This window comes from Alistipes indistinctus YIT 12060 (genome assembly GCF_025144995.1).
GTDB classification, from domain to species: domain Bacteria; phylum Bacteroidota; class Bacteroidia; order Bacteroidales; family Rikenellaceae; genus Alistipes_A; species Alistipes_A indistinctus.
Genome location: NZ_CP102250.1, coordinates 52104 through 74421, shown reverse-complemented (window position 1 = coordinate 74421; position 22318 = coordinate 52104). Strand labels below are relative to the sequence as shown.

14 protein-coding genes are annotated in these 22318 nt (G+C 54.3%); 6 read left to right on the top strand and 8 right to left on the bottom strand.

The features are described from left to right. Positions 1-7: 7 nt before the first annotated feature. Complete coding sequence (locus NQ495_RS00265; RefSeq protein WP_009135002.1) at positions 8-1369, bottom strand: Na(+)-translocating NADH-quinone reductase subunit A; 1362 nt, start codon at positions 1367-1369, stop codon at positions 8-10. Between the two features lie 59 nt (positions 1370-1428). Next, positions 1429-2643, bottom strand: a complete 1215-nt coding sequence (locus NQ495_RS00260) for a C1 family peptidase (protein ID WP_040294785.1) — start codon at positions 2641-2643, stop codon at positions 1429-1431. Positions 2644-2789: 146 nt separating this feature from the next. On the opposite strand from NQ495_RS00260, the gene NQ495_RS00255 reads away from it, so the two are divergent. After that, the gene (locus NQ495_RS00255) at positions 2790-3458 is read left to right on the top strand and encodes a TatD family hydrolase (protein WP_009135004.1); all 669 of its coding nucleotides are present in this window, start codon (positions 2790-2792) and stop codon (positions 3456-3458) included. A 44-nt stretch (positions 3459-3502) separates the two neighbouring features. After that, positions 3503-4225, top strand: a complete 723-nt coding sequence (locus tag NQ495_RS00250) for a tRNA threonylcarbamoyladenosine dehydratase (protein WP_009135005.1) — start codon at positions 3503-3505, stop codon at positions 4223-4225. A 232-nt stretch (positions 4226-4457) separates the two neighbouring features. Here the strand turns inward: NQ495_RS00250 and gpmI are convergent, their stop codons facing one another. Both gpmI and alaS read right to left on the bottom strand, forming a co-directional pair. Next, entirely contained in the window at positions 4458-5984 is a 1527-nt protein-coding gene (gene gpmI / locus NQ495_RS00245; protein WP_040294629.1) for a 2,3-bisphosphoglycerate-independent phosphoglycerate mutase, read from the bottom strand. Positions 5985-6067: 83 nt separating this feature from the next. Next, positions 6068-8701: an alanine--tRNA ligase gene (gene alaS / locus NQ495_RS00240; RefSeq protein WP_009135007.1), complete on the bottom strand. Its 2634-nt coding sequence runs from the start codon at positions 8699-8701 to the stop codon at positions 6068-6070. A gap of 116 nt (positions 8702-8817) precedes the next feature. On the opposite strand from alaS, the gene NQ495_RS00235 reads away from it, so the two are divergent. The 3 genes from NQ495_RS00235 (at position 8818) to NQ495_RS00225 (ending at position 13066) form a co-directional block, all read left to right on the top strand. Continuing rightward, the gene (locus NQ495_RS00235) at positions 8818-9786 is read left to right on the top strand and encodes a peptidoglycan DD-metalloendopeptidase family protein (RefSeq protein ID WP_009135008.1); all 969 of its coding nucleotides are present in this window, start codon (positions 8818-8820) and stop codon (positions 9784-9786) included. Between the two features lie 3 nt (positions 9787-9789). After that, a complete protein-coding gene (locus NQ495_RS00230; RefSeq protein WP_009135009.1) occupies positions 9790-10761 on the top strand; it encodes a M23 family metallopeptidase in 972 nt (323 codons plus the stop codon). Between the two features lie 118 nt (positions 10762-10879). Further along, on the top strand, positions 10880-13066 hold the full coding sequence (locus NQ495_RS00225) for a glutamine synthetase III family protein (RefSeq protein ID WP_009135010.1): 2187 nt from the start codon (positions 10880-10882) through the stop codon (positions 13064-13066). 312 nt (positions 13067-13378) lie between these two features. On the opposite strand, the gene NQ495_RS00220 is transcribed toward NQ495_RS00225, so the two are convergent. Then, entirely contained in the window at positions 13379-16228 is a 2850-nt protein-coding gene (locus tag NQ495_RS00220; RefSeq protein WP_009135011.1) for a PD-(D/E)XK nuclease family protein, read from the bottom strand. Positions 16229-16453: 225 nt separating this feature from the next. Continuing rightward, a complete protein-coding gene (locus tag NQ495_RS00215; protein WP_009135012.1) occupies positions 16454-17137 on the bottom strand; it encodes a GIN domain-containing protein in 684 nt (227 codons plus the stop codon). A 118-nt stretch (positions 17138-17255) separates the two neighbouring features. On the opposite strand from NQ495_RS00215, the gene NQ495_RS00210 reads away from it, so the two are divergent. Beyond that, positions 17256-20411, top strand: a complete 3156-nt coding sequence (locus tag NQ495_RS00210; RefSeq protein ID WP_009135013.1) for a UvrD-helicase domain-containing protein — start codon at positions 17256-17258, stop codon at positions 20409-20411. Between the two features lie 128 nt (positions 20412-20539). On the opposite strand, the gene tsf is transcribed toward NQ495_RS00210, so the two are convergent. Then, entirely contained in the window at positions 20540-21358 is an 819-nt protein-coding gene (tsf, locus tag NQ495_RS00205; protein ID WP_009135014.1) for a translation elongation factor Ts, read from the bottom strand. Positions 21359-21385: 27 nt separating this feature from the next. Then, the gene (rpsB, locus tag NQ495_RS00200; RefSeq protein WP_009135015.1) at positions 21386-22255 is read right to left on the bottom strand and encodes a 30S ribosomal protein S2; all 870 of its coding nucleotides are present in this window, start codon (positions 22253-22255) and stop codon (positions 21386-21388) included. Positions 22256-22318: the final 63 nt, after the last annotated feature.

The window sequence follows — 22318 nt, the reverse complement described above, 5'->3', positions numbered from 1 at the left end:
AGCCTGGTTAGTTCAACTCCTTAATCATCAAATCGATCCCCTTACGTACGATCGCCTGTATCTCGTTCTTCGACGGATCAACGAATTCGCACAGCGCCAAATCCTCCTCAATCACCTCATAGATGCCGAGATTCTCCATCTTGTCGATATCGCCTGCAAGGATCGCTTTAATCAGGTAAAGCGGATAGATATCCATCGGCAGGTATTTATCATACAGGCCCGTAACGACGAACGCCCGCTCGCCGCCGTTCATGTTTGCATCGAGCACGTACTTCTTTCGCGGCATCAACCACGAAAAATAGCTGTGCGACACCGAGAATTTACCCAGACGCGGCATACCCCAGCCCAGGAATTCATAGCGGTCTCCTTCAGGAATCACCGTAACCTGATTGCTGTAATAGCCCAGGAAACCGTCGGGTTCCACGCCTGCACCGGTCAGCACGTTTCCGCTGATATACCTCAGTTTCGCCCCGTCGTCCCCCGGGCGCAATTTTTCGGCCGGAATAATCCCGCCGATCGGAGCCCCGGAAATTACACGAAGGTATTGCGGATGAGCCACCTCGGAACCAGTGAGTGCAATTATTTTGGAATAGTCGGGCCGACCGGTGCGGAAAAAGCGTCCGATCATCGCCACCTCCTGCACCCCGACCGTCCAAACCAGCTCACCTTTATTGATCGGGTCTATATGGTGGATTTGCACGCCGACATTACCCGCCGGATGCGGCCCTGAAAAATAGTGTTTTTCAACGCCTTCGATCTTGTCCAGTACTCCCTCCCGACCGCTTTTCAAACCCAAATGCACCTTACCGTCGGTCAGTTTCGCCAACACACGAAATCCCATTTGCAAGTCATCTTGCCGGCCAGCCAACAGATAATCCATATCCGGGGCCAACGGCGCCGAATCGAAACCGGAAACGAAAATTGCCTTCGGAGTAGTCAGCGCATCGGCGATAATGCCATAAGGACGTTGAAGAACCATCGGCCAAAAACCGGCCTTAAGCAAAGCTGCTGAAACCACTTCTTTATCCGCCTGCTCCAATGCCGGAAGGTCGAACGTCTCGTAACGCTGCTCCTGAGCGGCCTGGACGACGACCTTCAGTATCTTGCGCTTCGCTCCGCGGACGACCCCCGCGAGCGTACCGCTTACGGGCGAACAGAAAAGCACTTCGGGGTGATATTTATCGAAAAACAGCGGCGTTCCGGCCTTCACCTCCTCGCCCTCCTTGACCAGCATTTTCGGGACGACGCCCCGGAAATTATCGGGTACCAGCGCATATTCGCGCTGCAACGGAAGTTCGTTCAACTCGCTCAAGGCTTCGCCCACCAGCGAAATATCGAGGCCTTTTTTCAGTTTGATGACTTTCGGCATGTCACAGGTTTTATATTGCGGTTACAAACGGCTGCAAAAAGCGGTACGGCTCAACGCCGTTACAGTCCGAGCTTGGCCCGGACGGATTGGGGAATGGAGTTCTTATTGACCAGAATAGCGGTCGTTTTATACAATACGTAGGGTGCCGAAGCATAGAAATAGCCTTTATAGGTTCCGCGCTCGCCCCAGGAGTTTTTTACCTTGTAAAACGGATGTCCCTCCTGATCTTTCGCTAATCCCACAATCAGCATGCCGTGATCGTCCGTAGTTTCGTAATTATCGAATGCATCCTGGCGCATTTGCTGGGTAATCGTCTTTTCGGGAGTCGGACCGACAGGCGACTGAGCCATTTTCTTCAGTTCTTCGTCGGTCAACTTCGTCCATCGGGCCCTGTCCGAACCGCTTACCTCCTCGGCTTCGGTTACCGGAACTATAGCAAATCCTTTGTCAAAAGCAAATCCTTTCTCACTCACGTCGGCCGCCCAGTTGACCGCATAACCGGCCTCTAACGAACTGTCGATCACCATCTGCAACTCCTCGAGGGGAATGTTGTATACCTGCGAAGCAGTCCAGTTATCCGGAATTTCAAGCACAAACGACTGGTAAAAAGGATGATGCGTAAACGAGGTGAGTTGTACATAATCCTGCGGATCGATCTTCAGGGCCTCCATCCAACTCTGCGGCGTATAACTCTTGCCATTAACGGTAAAGGTTTCGGGCATCTGGCCGAAGTATGCGTCGAGTATCCCGTTCAGCCCCTCTTTCCAAGCTGTCGAAAGCGTTTTGTTAGGAGCCGCGATCACCGCGTCCATATAGGCTTTTATCACCGCATTGAGCTCGCCGTGCACATGGTTGGGCGTTCCGTAGTTCAGTCCCCGGTAAACGCTGTCGGGCACGATCCCGTACAAACTCATCATATACGGTACGTCATAGGAAATACCGCCGGCATCGAGATTGGTCTTGCCGTGCATGCGTGCATACCGTAGCGCCTTGTCATAATAAGCATGGCGGACGATCCACATCTCGGAGAGGTCTACCGTATCGCCGCTCCGACGCAATAAGTCGCTCTCAAGCAACGCAACGCCCGAAAAGCACCAGCAGGTCCCCGAGCGGGACTGATCCTTGACCGAAGTGGCCGACACGGTCTTCAGGTCGGTAAACACATATTTTTCAGGTTGCGGAGCCGTTTTAGTATCTGCGGATTTCGGATTCCGGGCCACTACCGTTCCGGCCGACAGGCAGACCAAAGCTGCCAGCAGTACATATTTCCTCATCATAACTATCTTCAAAAGCTATCGGTTAAAATTAAGCGTAACAAATATAAGCAATCCGTTTGGGAAAAACGAAAGGGAAACCGGACATTTTCACCCGTTTTGCTACCTTTGTACCGATAACCGCTCCACCGTTCCCAACCTCTGGCATGCAACCGACTCCTTACATCGATATTCACACGCACCGCCGCTCGAACGACCCCTATGTGATTGACGCTTATGCGGTCGGTAGCGACGGGTCGCTGCCCGCAGGCCCGTACTCGGCAGGAATACATCCGTGGGAAGTGCAGCGGATTACACCGGACAACACATCCCGATACAGACAGGACCTACTCGATGCTCTCACACCGCGCTGCATTGCAGTCGGGGAGATCGGGCTGGATTATGCAGTTACGGGAGATTCAGTCCTCAGAACGGCACAGCGGCATTGGTTCGAACAACAAATGGAGCTGGCAGCGGACCGCAGCCTGCCGGTAATCATCCATTGCGTACGGGCCTATAACGACCTGATTCCGATCCTGCGCCACTATCCTCACGTAACACCGGTGATCCACGGTTTTACAGGTTCGCCGGAATTGGCCGAGCGGCTGTTGCAAGCCGGCGGTTACCTATCGTTCGGACACCGAACGGCCGCATCGCCCAAAACACGGCAGGCACTGGCTGCCGTACCGGTCGACCGGGTTTTCTTCGAAACGGATGAAAGCCCATTGCCGATCGCCGCAACCTATGCGACGGCCGCAGCGATCACCGGCAAAACCGTAGCAGAGTGGAAAGAGACGGTTTACGACAACTACCGGCGCCTATTTAAAACTCCCTGAGGGCACCCGGCAACGCAATCACACAACAGATGACAAAACAGAATATGACGAACGATTGGCTCGAACGGACGGAATTGTTACTCGGCGGGCAGAAACTGGCACTGGTCCGACAGGCCCATGTATTGGTGGTAGGTTTAGGCGGCGTGGGAGCTTATGCAGCCGAGATGCTCACCCGCAGCGGAATCGGGCGACTGACGATCGTAGACGCCGACTGCGTTTCGCCTTCGAACCTCAACCGGCAACTGGTAGCCCTGCACAGCACGATTGGCAGGCCGAAAGCCGAAGTACTCGCGGAACGGTTGTGCGACATCAATCCGCAGATCACACTCGACGTGGTCCGGGAATTTATCAAGGACGATGCGACCGACGCCCTGCTCGACCGGGAGCGGTTCGACTATGTGATCGATGCCATCGATACGCTCGCGCCGAAAGTCAACCTGATCAAAGGAGCCCTGGAGCGCGGCATTCCGTTGGTCAGTTCGATGGGTGCCGGAGCAAAAACAGACCCTACTTTACTGGAAATAAAGGATATTTCAAAATCGCACCACTGTCCGCTCGCACACATGCTGCGCAAAAGACTGCACAAACTGGGCATTCGTAAAGGATTTAAAGTGGTTTTCTCCCCGGAACCGGTCCGCGAAGGATCGATGGTCCTGTGCGAGGAGACGAACAAAAAATCGAATGTCGGCACGATCTCCTACATGCCGGCTCTATTCGGATGCCATTGCGCTTCGGTCGTAATCCGGGACCTGATCGGCGAATTTTAACGCCGCTTGTCCCCCTAACATGACAGACCGGGTTTCTGCAAGCCGCTGTTTGCATGTTCCGATTTTTACTCCTGATTTTCAATTTCATGAAAACAAAAACGGACAACACAGATTTACCCGTTAAGAGTAAAAGCTAAACAATCCAGACTTTATTTAGGACATACCGAACACGTCCAAAACAATCGGGCCGGAACAGCTGTGCTGTTCCGGCCCGATAACAAAAAAACTCCGATTACAGTTCCGCCAATGCCTTGCCAGTCATCTCGGCAGGCTGAGGAAGCCCCATCAGTTTCAGTACGGTAGGAGCCACATCGGCTAACACGCCATTGTGCACACTTTTCACCCGGTCCGAAACCACGATAATCGGAACGGGATTGAGCGAATGGGCCGTATTGGGTGAACCGTCCTCATTTTCGGCATGGTCCGCATTGCCGTGGTCTGCGATAAGCACCACCTCATAGCCATTGGCTTTGGCCGCCTCAACGACATCGTGCACACAGGCATCCACTGCTTTCACAGCCTTGGCAATCGCCTCGTAAACACCGGTATGGCCCACCATATCACCGTTGGCAAAGTTCAAGCAAATGAAGTCGAACGTACCTTTGTTCAGTTCGGCGACCAAGGCATCTTTCACCTCGTAGGCACTCATCTCCGGCTTCAGGTCGTAGGTAGCCACCTTAGGCGATGCAACCAGGATCCGCTCCTCATGATCGAATTTCTCTTCACGGCCGCCATTGAGGAAGAAAGTAACGTGCGCATACTTCTCCGTTTCGGCGATACGCAATTGTTTAAGTCCCTTCGACGAAACGTATTCACCGATGGTGTTGTTGACATTTTCCTTGTCGAAAAGAATATGCAACCCCTGGAATTTCGCATCGTAAGGCGTCATACAGCAGTAGTAAAGCGGCAATTTTTTCATGCCGTATTCGGGCATATCCTCCTGGGTCAGCACGATCGTCAGCTCTTTCGCCCGGTCATTGCGGAAATTGAAGAAAATAACCATATCATCCGGCCGAATCAGCCCCAACGGTTGGTCATCCGCACCGACACAGGCGATCGGCTTGATAAACTCGTCGGTCACACCTTCGTCATAGGATTTTTGCACGGCGGCAACCGGATCGGACGCTTTCTCGCCCGTGCCGTTCACCAACAGGTCGTATGCTTCCTTGACACGCTCCCAGCGTTTATCGCGATCCATCGCATAGTAACGGCCGATGATCGAAGCGATCTTGCCCCCGGAAACCTTCAAATGGTCCCGCAAACTCTCGATGAAACCCTTACCGCTGCGCGGATCGGTGTCGCGGCCGTCCATGAAGCAGTGGACGAAAGTCTTGTCACTGACACCGTACTCCTTGGAGATATCGCACAATTTGAGCAGGTGGTCCAGCGAGCTGTGCACCCCTCCGTCCGACAACAGCCCCATGAAATGCACCTGCTTGCCGTTCTCCTTAGCATAAGTAAATGCCTTCACGACCTCCGGGTTCTTCAGGATCGAGTTGTCGCGACAGGCGATATTGATCTTCACGAGGTCCTGATAGACCACGCGGCCCGCACCGATATTGAGGTGTCCTACCTCCGAATTGCCCATCTGGCCGTCGGGCAGTCCGACATTCTCTCCGTCGGTACGCAGCTCGGCATTGGGATACTTTTTCTCCAATCCCATAATATATTCGGGACGGGCGCAGTAAACTACATCGTCATGGCCGTGGTCGCCTTTGCCCCAGCCATCCAAAATCATCAGCAATACTTTATTCGACATACTTGTATAATCTTATCTGTTTAATTTCGTTTTTCTGTTCATCCAGAACGAACGCCCCGCGTGGGATCACTCCCCGGAAACGGTTATTCCCCGTCTGCGGATATTCCGGCCCGGATCAATTCGACAGCCTTGAGAATCGCGTTGTCGAGTCCGTCGGCATTCTTACCGCCCGCCGTAGCAAAGAAGGGTTGGCCGCCGCCGCCCCCGTTGATCTCTTTGGCCGCTTCGCGGATTACTTGCGAAGCATTGATCCCCTGGGCTACGATTTCCTCCCCGAGCATAACCGTGAGCGATACTTTCTCGCCGACGGTCGTGCCCCCGACAAAGACTAAATCCGCAAACATCGGCCGCAGACCGAAAGCAATACCTTTGATTACATCGGAATTCGCGCTTATCTGACGTGCAATCAGATGCATTCCTTCCTCCTCGACGACCGCTTTGGCAAATGCCTGTGTCAATGCCGCAATACGTTCCTGGGTAACCTGCTCGATCTGGTGGCTCATTTCGGCATTCTCTTCGATCAGACGCCGGACGGCCTGCTCGATCGACGGATTATTCAGATGCTTCTGAACAGCCCGGAGCAAATCTTCGAGACCATATACAAACTGTTCCGCCGCAAGCCCCGTCACGGCTTCGATCCGCCGGACACCGGCCGAGATGGCACTTTCGCCGACAATCTTGAACAACCCGATATTACCGGTGGCGGAGACATGCGTTCCCCCGCACAGCTCGACCGAATCGCCGTATTTGACCACGCGCACCCGGTCGCCGTACTTTTCACCGAAAAGCATCATCGCACCGAGCGTGCGGGCCTCGTCTATCGGACAGTCGCGGCGCTCTTCCAACGGAAAATTCGCGCGAATATCGTGGTTCACGAGTCGCTCTACCTCCCGGATTTGCTCATCGGTCACCTTCTGGAAATGCGAAAAGTCGAAACGCAGGTATTCGGGCGTCACCAACGAACCCTTCTGCTCGACATGCGTACCCAATACCGTACGCAAAGCTTTATGCATCAAGTGTGTAGCTGAGTGATTATTCGCGCTCGCATCGCGCAGCTGCTTGTCGACCACGGCATGGAAAGTGGCGGTAATATCTTCCGGCAGGTTTTCGACGATATGCACGGTCAGGTTATTCTCTTTCTGGGTATCGGTAACCCGAACCGTTCCACCGTCGCTTTCGAGGATGCCCTGATCACCTACCTGTCCGCCGGAGTTCCCGTAAAACGGGGTTTGATCGAATACCAATTGGTAATAGGTCTTATTCTTGGTCTTCACCCGGCGGTAGCGCGAAATACGGACATCGGCTTCCAGGGAGTCGTAACCTACGAATTTACTCTCGGAGATCGGGAACAGTTCCACCCAATCGTCGGTATCTACGGCAGCCGCATTGCGCGAGCGTTCCTTCTGTTTCTGCAACTCCTTACTGAAAGCGTCTCCGTCGACTTTCATGCCGTTCTCATGCGCGATCAACTCGATCAGGTCGATCGGGAAACCGTAGGTATCGTACAGCAAGAACGCGTCGCTGCCGCTGATCGTATCCTTTCCGGCCTCCTTGGCTTTCGCGATCACACCGTCCATCAGGTTGATCCCGGTAGCCAACGTGCGCAGGAATGCGCTCTCCTCTTCGGCAATCACTTTGGTGATCAAATCCTGCTGCGCCCTCAGTTCGGGAAACTGGTCGCCCATCTGCTGCACCAGACCTTCGACCAGCTTACAGATAAACGGCTCGTTGAAACCGAGGTAGGTGTAACCATATCGTACAGCGCGACGTAGGATACGGCGGATCACATAACCCGCCTTGACATTCGACGGCAACTGGCCGTCAGCGATCGAGAAAGCGATCGCACGCAGGTGGTCGGCGATTACCCGCATAGCTATATCGGCTTTGGCATCCTTACCGTATGTTTTACCGGCCATCGCCGCCAAACGCTGGATCGTAGGCTGGAATACATCCGTATCGTAGTTGCTCTGCTTACCTTGCAACACCATACAGAGACGCTCAAAGCCCATTCCGGTATCGACATGCTGTGCGGGCAGCGGTTCGAGCTGGCCGTTAGCCTTGCGGTTGAACTGCATGAACACCAGGTTCCAGATTTCGATCACCAGGTGGTGTCCGGCATTGACCAATTCACGTCCGTCGAGTTTCGCCCGTTCGGCGTCGTCACGCAAATCGAAATGAATTTCGCTGCAAGGGCCGCAGGGACCGGTGTCCCCCATCTCCCAGAAATTATCATGTTTGTTGCCCAGCAGGATATGATCCTCGGGCAAAAATTGCTTCCAGTAGGTATAAGCCTCATTGTCCCGGTCGATCCCCTCCTCCGGACTACCTTCGAATATCGTGGCATAAATGCGGTCCTTGGGCAGGCCGTACACCTCAACCAAAAGTTCCCAGGCCCATGAGATCGCCTCTTTCTTGAAGTAATCGCCGAAAGACCAGTTGCCCAACATTTCGAACATCGTATGGTGGTAAGTATCGTGGCCTACCTCCTCGAGGTCGTTGTGTTTGCCGGATACGCGCAGGCATTTCTGCGAATCGGCCACACGCTTGTGGCGGACCGGCGAGTTGCCGAGGAAAAGATCCTTGAACTGGTTCATCCCCGCGTTGGTGAACATCAGCGTAGGGTCGTTCTTTACGATCATCGGGGCCGACGGCACGATCAGGTGTTCCTTGCCCTTGAAAAATTCGAGAAATGTCGTTCTGATTTGATTCGAATCCATAATTGAGGTATACTATCCTTCGATTGGGGAGCGTTAATAATGCAATCACAAAAGAGGTTGTAAAATTACATAAATTCGTCTAATTTTGTTGTGCCCAGCGCACATAAAATGATCCGATGGCAAAAAAACGCTATAAATTCAACCCGCAGACCCTCACTTACGAGGTCATCACCATCCCTTTTCGGATCAAATTCTACCGGGCTTTGCGAAAAGTGCTGATCGGATTCATCCTCGCTTCGATCGTAAACGTGCTTTTTTCGTTCTTTTTCTACACGCCCAAAATGTACCGCATCAGTCGTGACAACAACGAACTGCTGATCAAATACAACATGCTGAACGACAAACTGCGCGCCGCTACGGCCCGGCTGCAGGAGATCCGCCACCGCGACAACAGCGTCTATCGTTCGCTGTTCGGCACCGATTCGCTGAATATGCAGGGAATCTATACCCCCTACCCGGACAGCAAATACAAACACCTGAACAACGACCTCTACACGCCCCTGATGGTTTCGACCTGGAAAGAGCTGGACGGAATGAGCCGACTGCTGTACCTCGAGTCCAAATCGCTCGACGAGCTGGAGGAACTCAGCAAAAACAAGGAGATGATGGCCGAAGCGATTCCCGCCATCTGGCCGGTCAACAAACGCAACCTGCGCGGACACATCGGTGCATTCGGTACCCGGCGCCATCCGGTCACCGGACGTATCGCCGGCCACCAGGGAATCGACCTGGGCGGACGGGTCGGAGACCCCGTTTATGCCACGGGCAACGGCCGAGTAGCTTTCAATAACGAGGGCGAACGCGGTTACGGCAAACAGGTATTGATCAACCACGGTTTCGGTTACAAAACCCGTTATGCGCACTTGAGCAAAATCCTCGTCGCGCCGGGCCAGTATGTCCGCCGCGGTGAGCTGATCGGCGAAGTAGGCAGTACGGGACGCTCGACGGGACCGCATCTCCATTACGAAGTGATCTACCGCGGGCTGCACGTCGATCCGCTCAACTACTTCAGCCGAGACATGAGCGAAGAAGAGTTCGCCAAAATCGTCGAGTCGGCACAGGCCACTACATACGAAACGGAATAACCCATGGACAAACCCCGACTCATCCGCTTCAAAGAGCTCGTGCCGCACCGGCACGAACAGCAGGTCGCGTTCAGGAAAAAGTTCTGGCGTGCAGTCATCCATGTGTTCGCATGGACCGGGATGGCTATCCTTTATTATATAGCCTTCTCGTTCTTTTTCGACACACCGGTCGAATACCGGATGAAATCCTCGACGAGACTGCTACGCAACGAATACAAGAAACTGGACAAGCGTTACGACACGATACAAAGGATCTTAGACAATGTGGTCGAGCGCGACCGGCACATTTTCCGGACATTGTTCGAATCCGATCCTTACAGTTTCGACAACGATTACGGAGAGAAGGAACTGGCGGCCCACGAAGAGTTGTTGTCGAAGACAAACCGGGAACTGGGGGACCTGTTCTTCAGCAAGCTCAATACCCTTGAAAAGAAAGCCAGCGACCAGCTCTACCTGATCGCCGAAATGGAACAGCACGCCGATTCTCTCAAAGACGGTCTCAACTATATTCCGGCCATTCAGCCCGTCATCAATAAAGATCTGACACTATTGACCGCTTCTTATGGCATGCGCATCCATCCGTTCTACAAAACCCTGACCGCACATCAGGGCGTCGATTACACCGTCAGCGAAGGGTCCCGCGTATTCGCCACCGCCGACGGACGGGTCAGCCGTGTCATCACGCAGCGCACCTCGTCGGGAAACACCGTAATCATCAATCACGGCAACGGGTATGAAACTTCATACAGCCACCTGGGCAAAATCTATGTCAAACAGGGCCAAAGCGTCCGGCGCGGCGATATCATCGCCCAGTCGGGCAACAGCGGCCTGTCGCTCGCCCCGCACCTGCACTACGAAATTATCCATAACGGCATGCGGATCGATCCGGTACACTACTTCTTTATGGAACTCGACTACAAGGATTACCGCAAAATCATCCGCATCGCCCAGAGCGGTATGCAATCGTTCGACTAATTTCAGTAAAAACAGGTGTTTTTTTATTCCGGCCCCCAAAAAACAGGGGGCCGGATCGTCTTTTATATCGTTTTTTATCTACTTTTGCCACTGAAACCGTCAAACTAACATTCCATTCATGGCTACACTCCGTTTCAAGGCACTGGACGAGATCTCCCGGAGGGAATTGATCGAGACCAAACTATCGGATCAAAAAATATCGGGTTATTTCGGGGCCGACGTGTTCGACCGCGAAACCATGCGGCAATATATCGCCAAAGATGCTTACGAAAGCCTCTGCAATGCGATCGACGAAGGGCGGCGCATCGACCGCAAATTCGCAAACCAGATCGCACAGGGTATGAAAACCTGGGCGATGGAACGCGGAGCAACGCACTACTCGCATTGGTTCCAGCCGCTGAACGACTCGACCGCAGAAAAACACGACGCTTTCTTCGAACCGATGCAGGGCGGTGGTTCGTTCGAAACCTTCAAAGGCGAACTGCTCGTACAGCAGGAACCCGACGCGTCGAGTTTTCCCAACGGAGGATTGCGCAACACGTTCGAAGCGCGCGGCTATTCAGCCTGGGATCCGTCGTCTCCGGCCTTTATCATCGACAAAACCCTCTGCATCCCAAGCATTTTTATCGCTTATACGGGCGAAGCGCTCGACTTCAAGACCCCGCTGCTCAAATCGCTGCAAGTGGTTTGCAAAGCCGCAGAGGATGTCTGCCAGTATTTCGACAAAGATGTCAAAAAGGTGAACGTCACGCTGGGCTGGGAGCAGGAGTACTTTCTGGTAGACGAAGCGCTCTTCCTCGCACGTCCCGACCTGATGCAAACCGGAAGGACGCTGATGGGGCACATCGCGGCAAAAGACCAGCAGCTCGACGACCACTATTTCGGAGCGATCCCGAGCCGCGTACTGGAATATATGAAGGAGTTCGAAGAACAGGCTTACCGGCTCGGCATTCCGATCAAAACCCGCCACAACGAAGTGGCACCCAACCAGTTCGAATGTGCTCCGATGTTCGAAGAGGCCAACATCGCGGTCGACCACAACACGCTGCTGATGACCGTTATGCGCAAAGTGGCGCTGAAACACAAACTGCGGGTGCTGTTTCACGAAAAGCCGTTCGCCGGGGTGAACGGATCGGGCAAACACTGCAACTGGTCGATGATGACCGACACGGGTGTGAACCTATTGGCCCCGGGCAAAACCCCGAAGAACAACATCCAGTTCCTCACCTTCTTCGTCAACGCGATCAAGGCCGCACACGACTACGGCACGCTGTTTATGGCCTCGATCGCCACCCAGTCCAATTCGCACCGCCTCGGCGCACACGAAGCACCACCGGCCGTGATGTCGGTTTTCGCCGGTTCGACCCTGTCGGACATGCTCGACTCGATCGAAGAGAGGGTCAGCGACAAGAAGATGACGCCCGATGAAAAGACCGACATCAAGCTCGACATCGGTAAAATTCCCGACATCCTGCTCGACAACACCGACCGCAACCGCACCTCGCCGTTCGCCTTTACCGGCAACCGGTTCGAATTCCGCGCCACGGGATCGTCGCACACTTGCGCGGCGCCGCTGACGGTCATCAATACGGCTATCGCCGAAGAGCTGATCCAATTCAAAAAAGAGGTCGATGCACTGATCGATAAAGGAGTCAAAAAGGATGAAGCTATCCTGCAGGTAATCCGCAAATACATTATCGCATCGAAAAAAATCCGTTTCGAAGGCAACGGTTACAGTCAGGCATGGCTCGACGAGGCCGGTAAACGCGGACTGGAAAGCATCGGCAGCATTCCGGAAGCATTCACGGTGTTCAACCGTCCGCAATACAAAGAACTGCTGACGAAACACGGCGTTTACAGCGAATCGGAAATCTGCGCACGGTACGAAATCAACCTGGAGATTCTGATCAAAAAGATCCAGATCGAATCGCGCGTACTGGCCGATATGGCTGCGAACCACATCGTGCCGACGGCGATCAAGTACCAAAATGTGCTGATCCAAAACGTGCAGGGGCTCAAAGATATCATGCCAGACGAATACATGGAACTCGCTTCGGAAGAGATTCGTGCGATCACCAAGATCGCGAAATACGTCAAGTCGATCCGCGAACACAACCGCCAGATGATCGACGCACGCAAGAAATACAACAATACGGAGAATATCATCGAACGGGCCAACGGTTACTGGGACGTGGTACGTCCGATCATGTCGGTCATCCGGCAGGATATCGACAAACTGGAACTGATCGTCGACGACGAACTGTGGCCGTTGCCGAAATACCGGGAAATGATGTCGATCAACTAACGACCGATACAAACTCTTGAAACGGAGCGGACCCGATTGGGTCCGCTCCGTTTTTTCCGCATCTAGCCATCGAGTACCCGCTAACCGAAAAACATTTCTGAACAACGTCCGGATCTGTTTCTCCTACCCGTTCGGCATCCTGCTCGCCAATAACACAATCGGTTTGCTTGCAGATACGCGGAAACGGCAATCCAAAGCGGACACGGAATCAACAGTCTACGGCACTGACAATCCTTATTATCACCTATAAATCTGCAAGTTTAAATACGAACAGAATCAAATACCAATAGGGAAATCCGGTGTACTTAAAAGCTATCTCCGGCAGATTTCGCGGAAATCGCAGTATTCGCAAACCGAGCGATCGTCGCACTGGCGGAACGGTTCCGAGAAATCGAACAGCGAAGCGAGCGTCGTCTGCAAATACGCCTGCAAGGGATCCCGGTACGGAGCGAACGAAAATACTTCCCGCTTACCTTCGACCAGCAACGGCGAGTAATCGGGATCGTTCATCCGGCGAACATAGTAAAGCGCCGGTTGTACGTCACTGCCGGTCGTGCGGCTTACCATCATCGAATAGAGCAGTGTCTGCAAAGCGGCAGCATTGCGCTGCCGGCTGTCGGCCGAAAAAAGCGCGTCGAGATCCCGAAATTCGGTTTTCGGCGCTCCCGTTTTGTAATCCACCACACGAACACGTCCGTCCGTCAACCGGTCGAGCCGGTCGGACGTACCCGCAAAGGTCACGGTATGTGTTTCACTACCCCAACAGAAGGAGACCGGGGCCGTGACCGACTGTTCCAAACCTTCAATCCGAAAGCCTGGATGAGCGGCGTCATAGGGCAGGATGCAACGATCGATATAACGTACGACGATATCTCGCACCAGCAAGACATTCCCGCCGTATTCGTCGCTGCCGAGCGACGGATCACGCAGGTACTCGCCGCTAACCGCCCGGGTAACCGCATCGGCAACCGCCGCAGATCCGATCAGTGCACGGATTTGCCGCCCGGGTTCCGGAATATTCAACAGCGGCGTGTAAAGCAGTTCCATCGCTTTGTGCAAGATCGTCCCGAACATCGGCAGATCGATCTCCTCGGCGACCTCCTCCTCGGGCCGGAGCCGTTCAATACTGCGGAAACAGAATTTGAGGGGACATTCGATATAGGCATAGAACGACGTAGGCGAAAAAGTACGTCCCCCGCCGTCCAGGAATGCATGCAGCCGTTCCGCCACCTCGCCAGTTTTGGGCACTGCGAGCGGGTGTTGCGGGGCGAGGCTTACGCTGAGCGGCACCTGAGTCCGCACCACATCGTGCGGCGACTCGTAATCCAGTTGATAGATATAGCGGCTCGGTTCGCCAGTGTGCTTGTCGTCGCTGCGGGAACAGTAAGCGATGTGTACGACCGAAGCGCGCTGCAACAACCGGTAAAAGTAATAGGCATAAACTCCTTCATGGTGCATCGGCGTAGGCAACCCGTAGGCAAGCCGCAGGTTATGCGGGATAAACGACGCCCCGGCGGCCAAATTGCCCGGGAACGTATCGTCGTTGGCCGAAAGGATCAGCACATTCTCGAAATCGAGGTTACGGGTTTCGAGTATCCCCATCACCTGTATTCCGCTGAGCGGTTCCCCTTCGTAGGGGATGCGGACGCCTTGCAGGATTTTTCTCAGCAACGATGAAAAGACCGGCACCGTAACCTCCAGGCCACTGTCCCGAAGCGACGTACCGACCTGGCAGAGATTATCGATAATCACCGAAAAGAACTCGCGCCGGCGCGGACCGTCTTCGGCTGACGGCAATCCGCCGATACAGGCAAGTACCCGTTGCAAATAATCGGCAAGCTCCGTCCATCCGTCCGCAGCGGAAAAAATACGGTCGGTAACCCCGGGAACGGCAATCCGCCCGGCTTCCACATAGACCCGCTGGCTGCGTTGGATATCGGCGATCAGCTCCCCGGAGCGGACACTATCCTGTTCCAGTATGTAAGGATGGTTAAGAATGCCCACGACATCGCTGTGGTAGAACTGGAGCGTGCCGTCTTTCTTCCGGCGCTTGCGGCGTTGCAACTCCAACAGCCGCTCGACGAACGAATAGGCCGTGGTCTGCCGCAACGGATAACCCATCGTCACATTGACCGCACCGATCTCATCGGGAATAGAATAAAGCACCGGGAGCAGCAGGCTCTCGTCGGTCAGTACGATCGCCGTCTCTTTGTCCGGTTTAAGACCGCGTCGCAACAATCCTTCGAGAAACGTATACACATACTTGCACTGCAGGCTGTCCGACGGGGCCGAAACTACCGAGACCTCTTTCGCCTGTACGAAACGGCCGTGCGGCCCGGTATCCAGCGGTGCAGGATATTCCCGGATATTGGAACGCAGGAACAAACCCGCCTCATGATCGGCATTACCGACATAATAATCGTCGTAATCCCACCAGAATTCGGCCCGTCCGCTGTTGCGCAACCAAGTAAACAGGCGCTTCTCGCAAGCGGACAACGCGTTGAAACCGACGATTACGTAACGGCTCTCGGGCGCGGGAAATTCATCGGGCAGGTCGTCGGCAGCGATCCGTTCGGCCGCGATACGGTGCACCATCCCCTCGTAAGCCAATCCCTGAACGGACAGGGCCGCCCGATATTCGTGGTAGATTGTCCCCAACGTGCGCCAGATCGACATAAACCGTGCTTTTTCGTCCGAGAAATTACTCTCCGCACCGAAACTTTGCCAAAAACGCGACACAATGCCGATCTGCTCGGGAGTCAGGTAGGCAAGATGGTCCTCGAGCGCATGCAGATCGCCGATATTGGTAAAAAGAACATCCGCATCGATCAGGTATTTATCGATCTGGTCGAAGTCGGAAAGGAGCATGTCGCCCCAAAAATAAAATTCGTCGAAACTTTCGTCGTGGTGCCGGCTGTAAACCTTGTAAAGTTCGGTCACCAATTCGATGCGATCGCCACAGGCAATTCCCGAGATTTGCTGCATCAGGTCGTTGATATCCACGAAACGGGGCTGCCACACGGGACGGAGCGTAACACGCGAAAGGGCGTCGGAAAAAAAGAGGCGGGCGCGACGACTCGGAAAAACCAGGTTCAGCGATGAAATATCATCGCCGTAACGCCCGTACAAAGACGAAACCACTTCGTCGATAAAACTGCGCATAACCCTCCTTTATAAATCGCCCGCTGCAGGGCCGTCCACCGTGCTAACCGTCTACGGTCCGGAGCCCGTTTATCCCCGCCGCCGGCCAAAATGGAATCGGCATCAATCCTACACACTCCGAATCAGCCCGATCTTTCTTTAGATTTTCCCGCACACTTCCCCCGGTCGGGCCAATATTCACCATGCAGCCTATCGATACAGAGGCAAGAAAACCGGAGAAAAGCGCTATTTACCGATGTTGTTGACCGTACCCATCATTTTCGTCGCACTGCGGAAAATCTCGGGCTCGCCCTGATAATAGACGGCCCCTCCGGTGTTCGCAACGATCTGGATACGTTCGACGGCCTTGACATACACCTCGGCGCCGGAAGTAGCCTCGACACGTACATCCTGACACGTGAGCGGACGGGCATTCACCTTCGATTTGGAAGTGGCGATCAACGTACCGTACTTGGCCGATCCGGTCAGGTTCGCAACCGAATTACCGGTAATTTTCAGACAAATATCCTTAAGCTGGAGATCGGCACCGAAAATTGCGCCCGCCGTCATATCGACATCGATCATACCCTGCGTCAACGTACCCTGCACGGAAACGTTCGACGCAGAAATTTTGAGCGATGACAGCGTATCGTAATAGATCTTCACATCTCCGCTGGCCCCCTTCTCGCCCCCGGGGCGCAGGTGCACGCTGAGCGTACCGTTTTTGATCCCCCAATCGAGGCGGTTGCTGTTCGTCCCGTTGAGCTTCACATCGATATGTGCAGAATCGGCCTTGATCAGCTCGACATGCAGGTTACCCGAAAGGTCTATGTTACGGAAAGCATCCAGCCGTTTGCTGACGATGGACTGCTGGGCCGAAGCGGCCAGTGAGCAGGTCAGCACAAGGAGCATCAGCGCTATTTTTTTCATATTCTTCGTTTTTAATTCCCTTAGACAAATATAGGCTTTTGTCAGGGAATTCCCAATCTTTACCGTAACTTTAGCCTGCAAACGGAACTTTGGAAGAATCCCTCAGCAAAACGAACGAATGGGAAGCGTCAGCATCGTCAGGGCATCGGCCGGATCAGGCAAAACCTACCGGCTTGCATACGAATATATCGCGCACGTAATCGCGAATCCGTGGCTGTACCGGAACATCCTGGCCGTCACCTTCACGAACAAGGCGACCGAGGAGATGAAGCAGCGCATCATGGGCGAACTCAACGCACTCGCCAGCGGGACGGAGAGTTCGTATTTACCGCAGCTCGAAGAAGAATTGGAGCTTACACCGGACCTGATCCGCCGCCGCGCCACGGAAGTCCGGACCAAAATCCTGCATGACTATAGCCATTTTTGCGTCGTGACCATCGACAAGTTCTTCCAACGGATCATCCGCTCATTCCTCAAGGAACTGGGCATCGACGCCAACTTTACATTAGAATTGCAAACCGACTCAATCCTCGACAGCGCCACCGACCGGATGATCGAAGAAATGGCCGTCAACGAACCGCTGCGCGAATGGATCACACGTTTCGCCGAAGAGAAGATCGAGGACAACAAACGGTGGGACATCCGCGAGGATATCCGCAAACTGGGCGCAGAGATTTTCAAAGAGCGCTACAAAAGCCTAACTGCGGGCTCACTGTCCAAAGAGGAGTTGAGCCGGGTACTGGGCGAAGCGATCGGGCGCAGCCGCGCTGTCACGAACACGATGCAGAGGATTGGACGGGAAGCGTTGGACTTAATTGCCGCAAGTGGACTCACGATTGACGATTTCGCCTACGGCAGAAGCGGCTGTATCAGTTATTTCGTCAAAACGAGCGAAGGCATCGTATCCGCCTACGGACAGCGCGTATCGGACGCGCTCGGGTCGGATGAAAAGTGGTACGGTAAAAAATCGCCTCGTATCGACGACATACGGGCACTGATCCCGCAGTTGCGCCCGCGGCTCGAAGAGCTGTGCCGTCTCTACGACGACAATATCCGGTTTTTGAACACGACGGCGCTGCTGCGTGAAAATTTCCGCAGCTATGCCCTGCTGGCCGACCTCTCGCAACGGATCGACACACTCTGCCGGGAACAGGGCATCCTGCCGATCTCCGAAACGAACGGCCTGCTGCACAAGCTAATCAGCGGCAACGACACGCCGTTTATCTACGAAAAAGCGGGGAACGCCTTCTCGCACTTCATGATCGACGAATTTCAGGACACTTCGCAGCAGCAATGGAGCAATTTCGTCCCGTTGCTGGAAAATGCCGTAGCACAGGACGATAAATCTCCCGTCCTGCTGGTCGGCGACGTCAAACAATCCATCTACCGATGGCGGGGCGGCGATTGGCAGATTCTCGGCGGAGAGGTGAACCGCCGTTTCCGGGAAGTCGCCGACCAAACGCTCGAGGTCAATTACCGCAGTGCAGGTACCGTCGTGCGCTTCAACAACGACGCTATCGGAGCCTGTGTAGCACTCGACAACGAACGGCTCAACAGCCAGCTGGAAACGGCGCGCGAACAGGGCTCTTTATCTGCGGGGATACGTGCCGAACTGACCGACATGCTTGCAAACGCATACGAGCAACACCGGCAACAAAGCGCCAAAGCGCCGGAGAACGGTTATATCCGCATCACGCAATTCGCACGCGAATTCAAGGAGGAAGAGGCCGACAAACCGCCTGTGATCGCAACGGTCGAAGAGCTGCAGCAACGCGGTTACTCGCCCAGCGACATCGCCATCCTCGTACGCTACAACCGCGACGGGGTAAAGATCGCGAAACAACTGCTCGACTATAAAACCGCACACCCCGAATCACCCTACTGCTACGACCTGGTCACGCAGGAGGCGCTGACCATCGGCAATGCTCCGGTCGCATCGTTCATCGTAGCGGCGCTCAAGCTCTCGTCGAATCCCGAGGACCCGATCCGGCGCGCTTTATACAATCAATTCCTGGGATTGCCGCTCAATGCTCCGCTGAACGACGGGGAACGGGATTTCTTACAGGGTTTGCGGCTCAAAGGCGTCGAAGAAGCACTCGAAGAACTGATCCTGCGTTACCGGCTGCACACCCGGACCGAAGACATTGCTTACATCCAGGCCATTCAAGAGCAGGTACATACGTTCAGCGCTTCAAAAATCGCGGACCTGCCGCTTTTTGTCAAATGGTGGGAGGAAACAGGACGAACCCAGTCGATCAACCTGCCGCAAAACAGCCGGGCCATCACAATCATCTCGATCCACAAATCCAAGGGACTGCAATACAAAGCGGTAATCGTCCCTTACTGTACGTGGGAACTCTCGCCCAAGCGCGGTTCGCTGCTTTGGGCCGCTGCCGACGAAGCACCGTTCGACGCATTGGGTGAGATGCCCATCCGTTACAAAAACGAGATGGGGGTATCCTATTTCTCGGAGGCCTTTTACCGGGAAACGGTACTCGCCCACATCGACAATATCAATATGTTCTACGTAGCAGCCACACGGGCAGAAGAGGAGCTCCACCTGATGCTCCACAGCGGCCGGCAGACCGACACGATCGGGGGACTGATCGCCGCGACGTTCGAACATTCGACCGACGACACGGTCCGGATCGGTGAACTGGAAGGCCTCAGCACGACTTTCGACGGGGGTGAGCGGTATGAATTCGGACAGCCCTACCGGAAAGCCGTTCCACCGGTTGCACCTGCCGGGGTCCCCATCTACCCGATCCGCCGCCCCGACACGAAACTGAAATTCAAATTCGCCTCCCAGCGCTATTTCGACGAAGGGGAGGAGATACAGTTGGCTCCGCGCAACTACGGAATCCTGATGCACAAAGTATTCGAGAATATCGAACACGAAGGCCAGATTGCCGAACAACTGGACCTGCTACGGGCTAACGGCATCCTCTCCGATGAAGAGCGGCAACACCTGCGCGACACGATTGCGGATGCATTCGCCGACCCGTTGGTCCGCTCGTGGTTCGCCCCCAAATGGGAAACAGTGCGCAACGAGGCGGACATCATCGTTCCTAGGGAGAGTGCGGTACGGCGTCCCGACCGCGTGTTGACCAAAGGCACCGAAGCGGTCGTGGTGGATTACAAGTTCGGAGCCGTGCAGCGCAAAAGCCATGCTGTGCAAATCCGCGAATACATGGACCTGTTGCGCCGCATGGGTTACCGTACGGTACGGGGATACCTGTGGTACGTGGAATTGCAGCAGGTCGAAACGGTATAGGAAATACGCATCGAATCCCCTTGCAGGCAATACCGCCTGTTCCATACGCCTCCAACAATTATGAGCATACAAACAAAACGGGTCCGCTCTTGCAGAGCGGACCCGTTTCAATGAAATATAGCCGGTAATTAGTCGTTCAGCGAAAAACGCTTGTAAGCGATTACGGTTGCATCTTTGTCAGCCTCCTTGATGTAGGTGCCTACAGAGATTTTGTTGTTCTTCACGAGATCCTGATTCAACAGGGTATTCTCTTTGAGGAACTTGTTAACTTTCCCTTCGGCGATTTTATCGAGCATTGCCTCCGGTTTACCCTCCTGACGGGCCTGTTCGCGACCGATCATACGCTCGTGCTCGATGATTTTCGGATCGCAGTCCCCCTTGTCGATCGAAACGGGAGCCATAGCGGCAGCCTGCATGGCCACATCCTTGGCAACCTCTTTGTCGATCTCCTTGTTGAAGCCGATCAGCGTACCCAGCTTGCTGTTCATGTGGATATAGGTCACGCACATCGGGGCTTCGATCTTGCCGTAGTAAGCCAACTCGACCTTCTCACCGGTCTGGCCCGATTTCTCGGTCACGATCTCGGCTACGGTCTTGCCGTCCTTCACAACGGCCAGCAGTGCATCGAGATCAGCCGCATCGGCTTCGACAGCGATGTCGAGGATCGCATTGGTAGCAGCGACGAAATCAGCATTCTGAGCCACAAAGTCGGTTTCGCAAGCGAGGCAGAGCATGTAGCCCTTCTGACCCACAATCTTCGAGGCAACGACACCCTGCGTAGCAGTGCGGTCGGCACGCTTGGCGGCAACCAGTTTGCCCTTCTCACGGATGATATCCTGAGCGCGGTCGAAATCGCCTTCGGCCTCTACCAGCGCCTTTTTGCAATCCATCATACCGGCTCCGGTCATCGCACGGAGTTTAGCAACATCAGCAGCTTTAATTTCCATAATTTTCCTTTCTGTTATAAGCGATAATTATTCTGCGGACTCGGCTTTTTCTGCCTTGGCTTCAACAACAGGTGCTTCAGCCTCTTCAGCAGCGGCTTCGGCTACCGGTTCAGCTTTAGCGGAATCCGCTTTCACAGCCTTCTTAACCCGGGGTTTGGGCTCCTTCTCTGCCTTGGCGGCAGATTCGGCAGCCTCTTTCTCCTTCTCGAGCTTACGTTCGGCCAAACCTTCTGCGATAGCGGCGGTCACAGCCTCGAGGACTACAGCCACCGATTTGGTAGCATCGTCGTTTGCCGGAATTACATAATCGATATCTGTCGGATCACAGCAAGTATCAACCATGGCAAATACGGGGATGCTGAGGCGTTTGGCCTCTTTCACGGCGTTGGCCTCTTTCTGCACGTCCACTACGAACAGAGCGGCGGGAAGGCGGGTCAGGTCAGCGATCGAACCGAGGTTCTTCTCGAGTTTGGCGCGCTGACGGCTGATTTGGAGTTTCTCTCTCTTTGAGAAGTTGTCAAAAGTGCCATCGGTATTCATCTTGTCGATCATGGCCATTTTTTTGACAGCTTTACGTATCGTGGGGAAGTTTGTAAGCATACCGCCCGGCCAACGTTCCGTAACATACGGCATGTTGACTGCGGCAACCGTCTCCGCAACGACGTCCTTGGCCTGCTTCTTCGTAGCGACGAACAGGACGCGGCGACCGCTCTTGGCGATCTGCTTGAGCGCGGCGGCGGCTTCATCGATCTTCATCACCGTTTTGTGAAGGTCGATGATGTGGATTCCGTTTTTCTCCATGAAGATATAAGGAGCCATCTTGGGATTCCACTTTCTCTTGAGGTGGCCGAAGTGAGCGCCGGCCTCCAGTAATTGATTAAAATCAGTTCTTGGCATTTTGTTTAACTGTTTAATTCTGTTTTAATTCTCTTTACATCAATCGCAGCGGTAGTGTCCTGG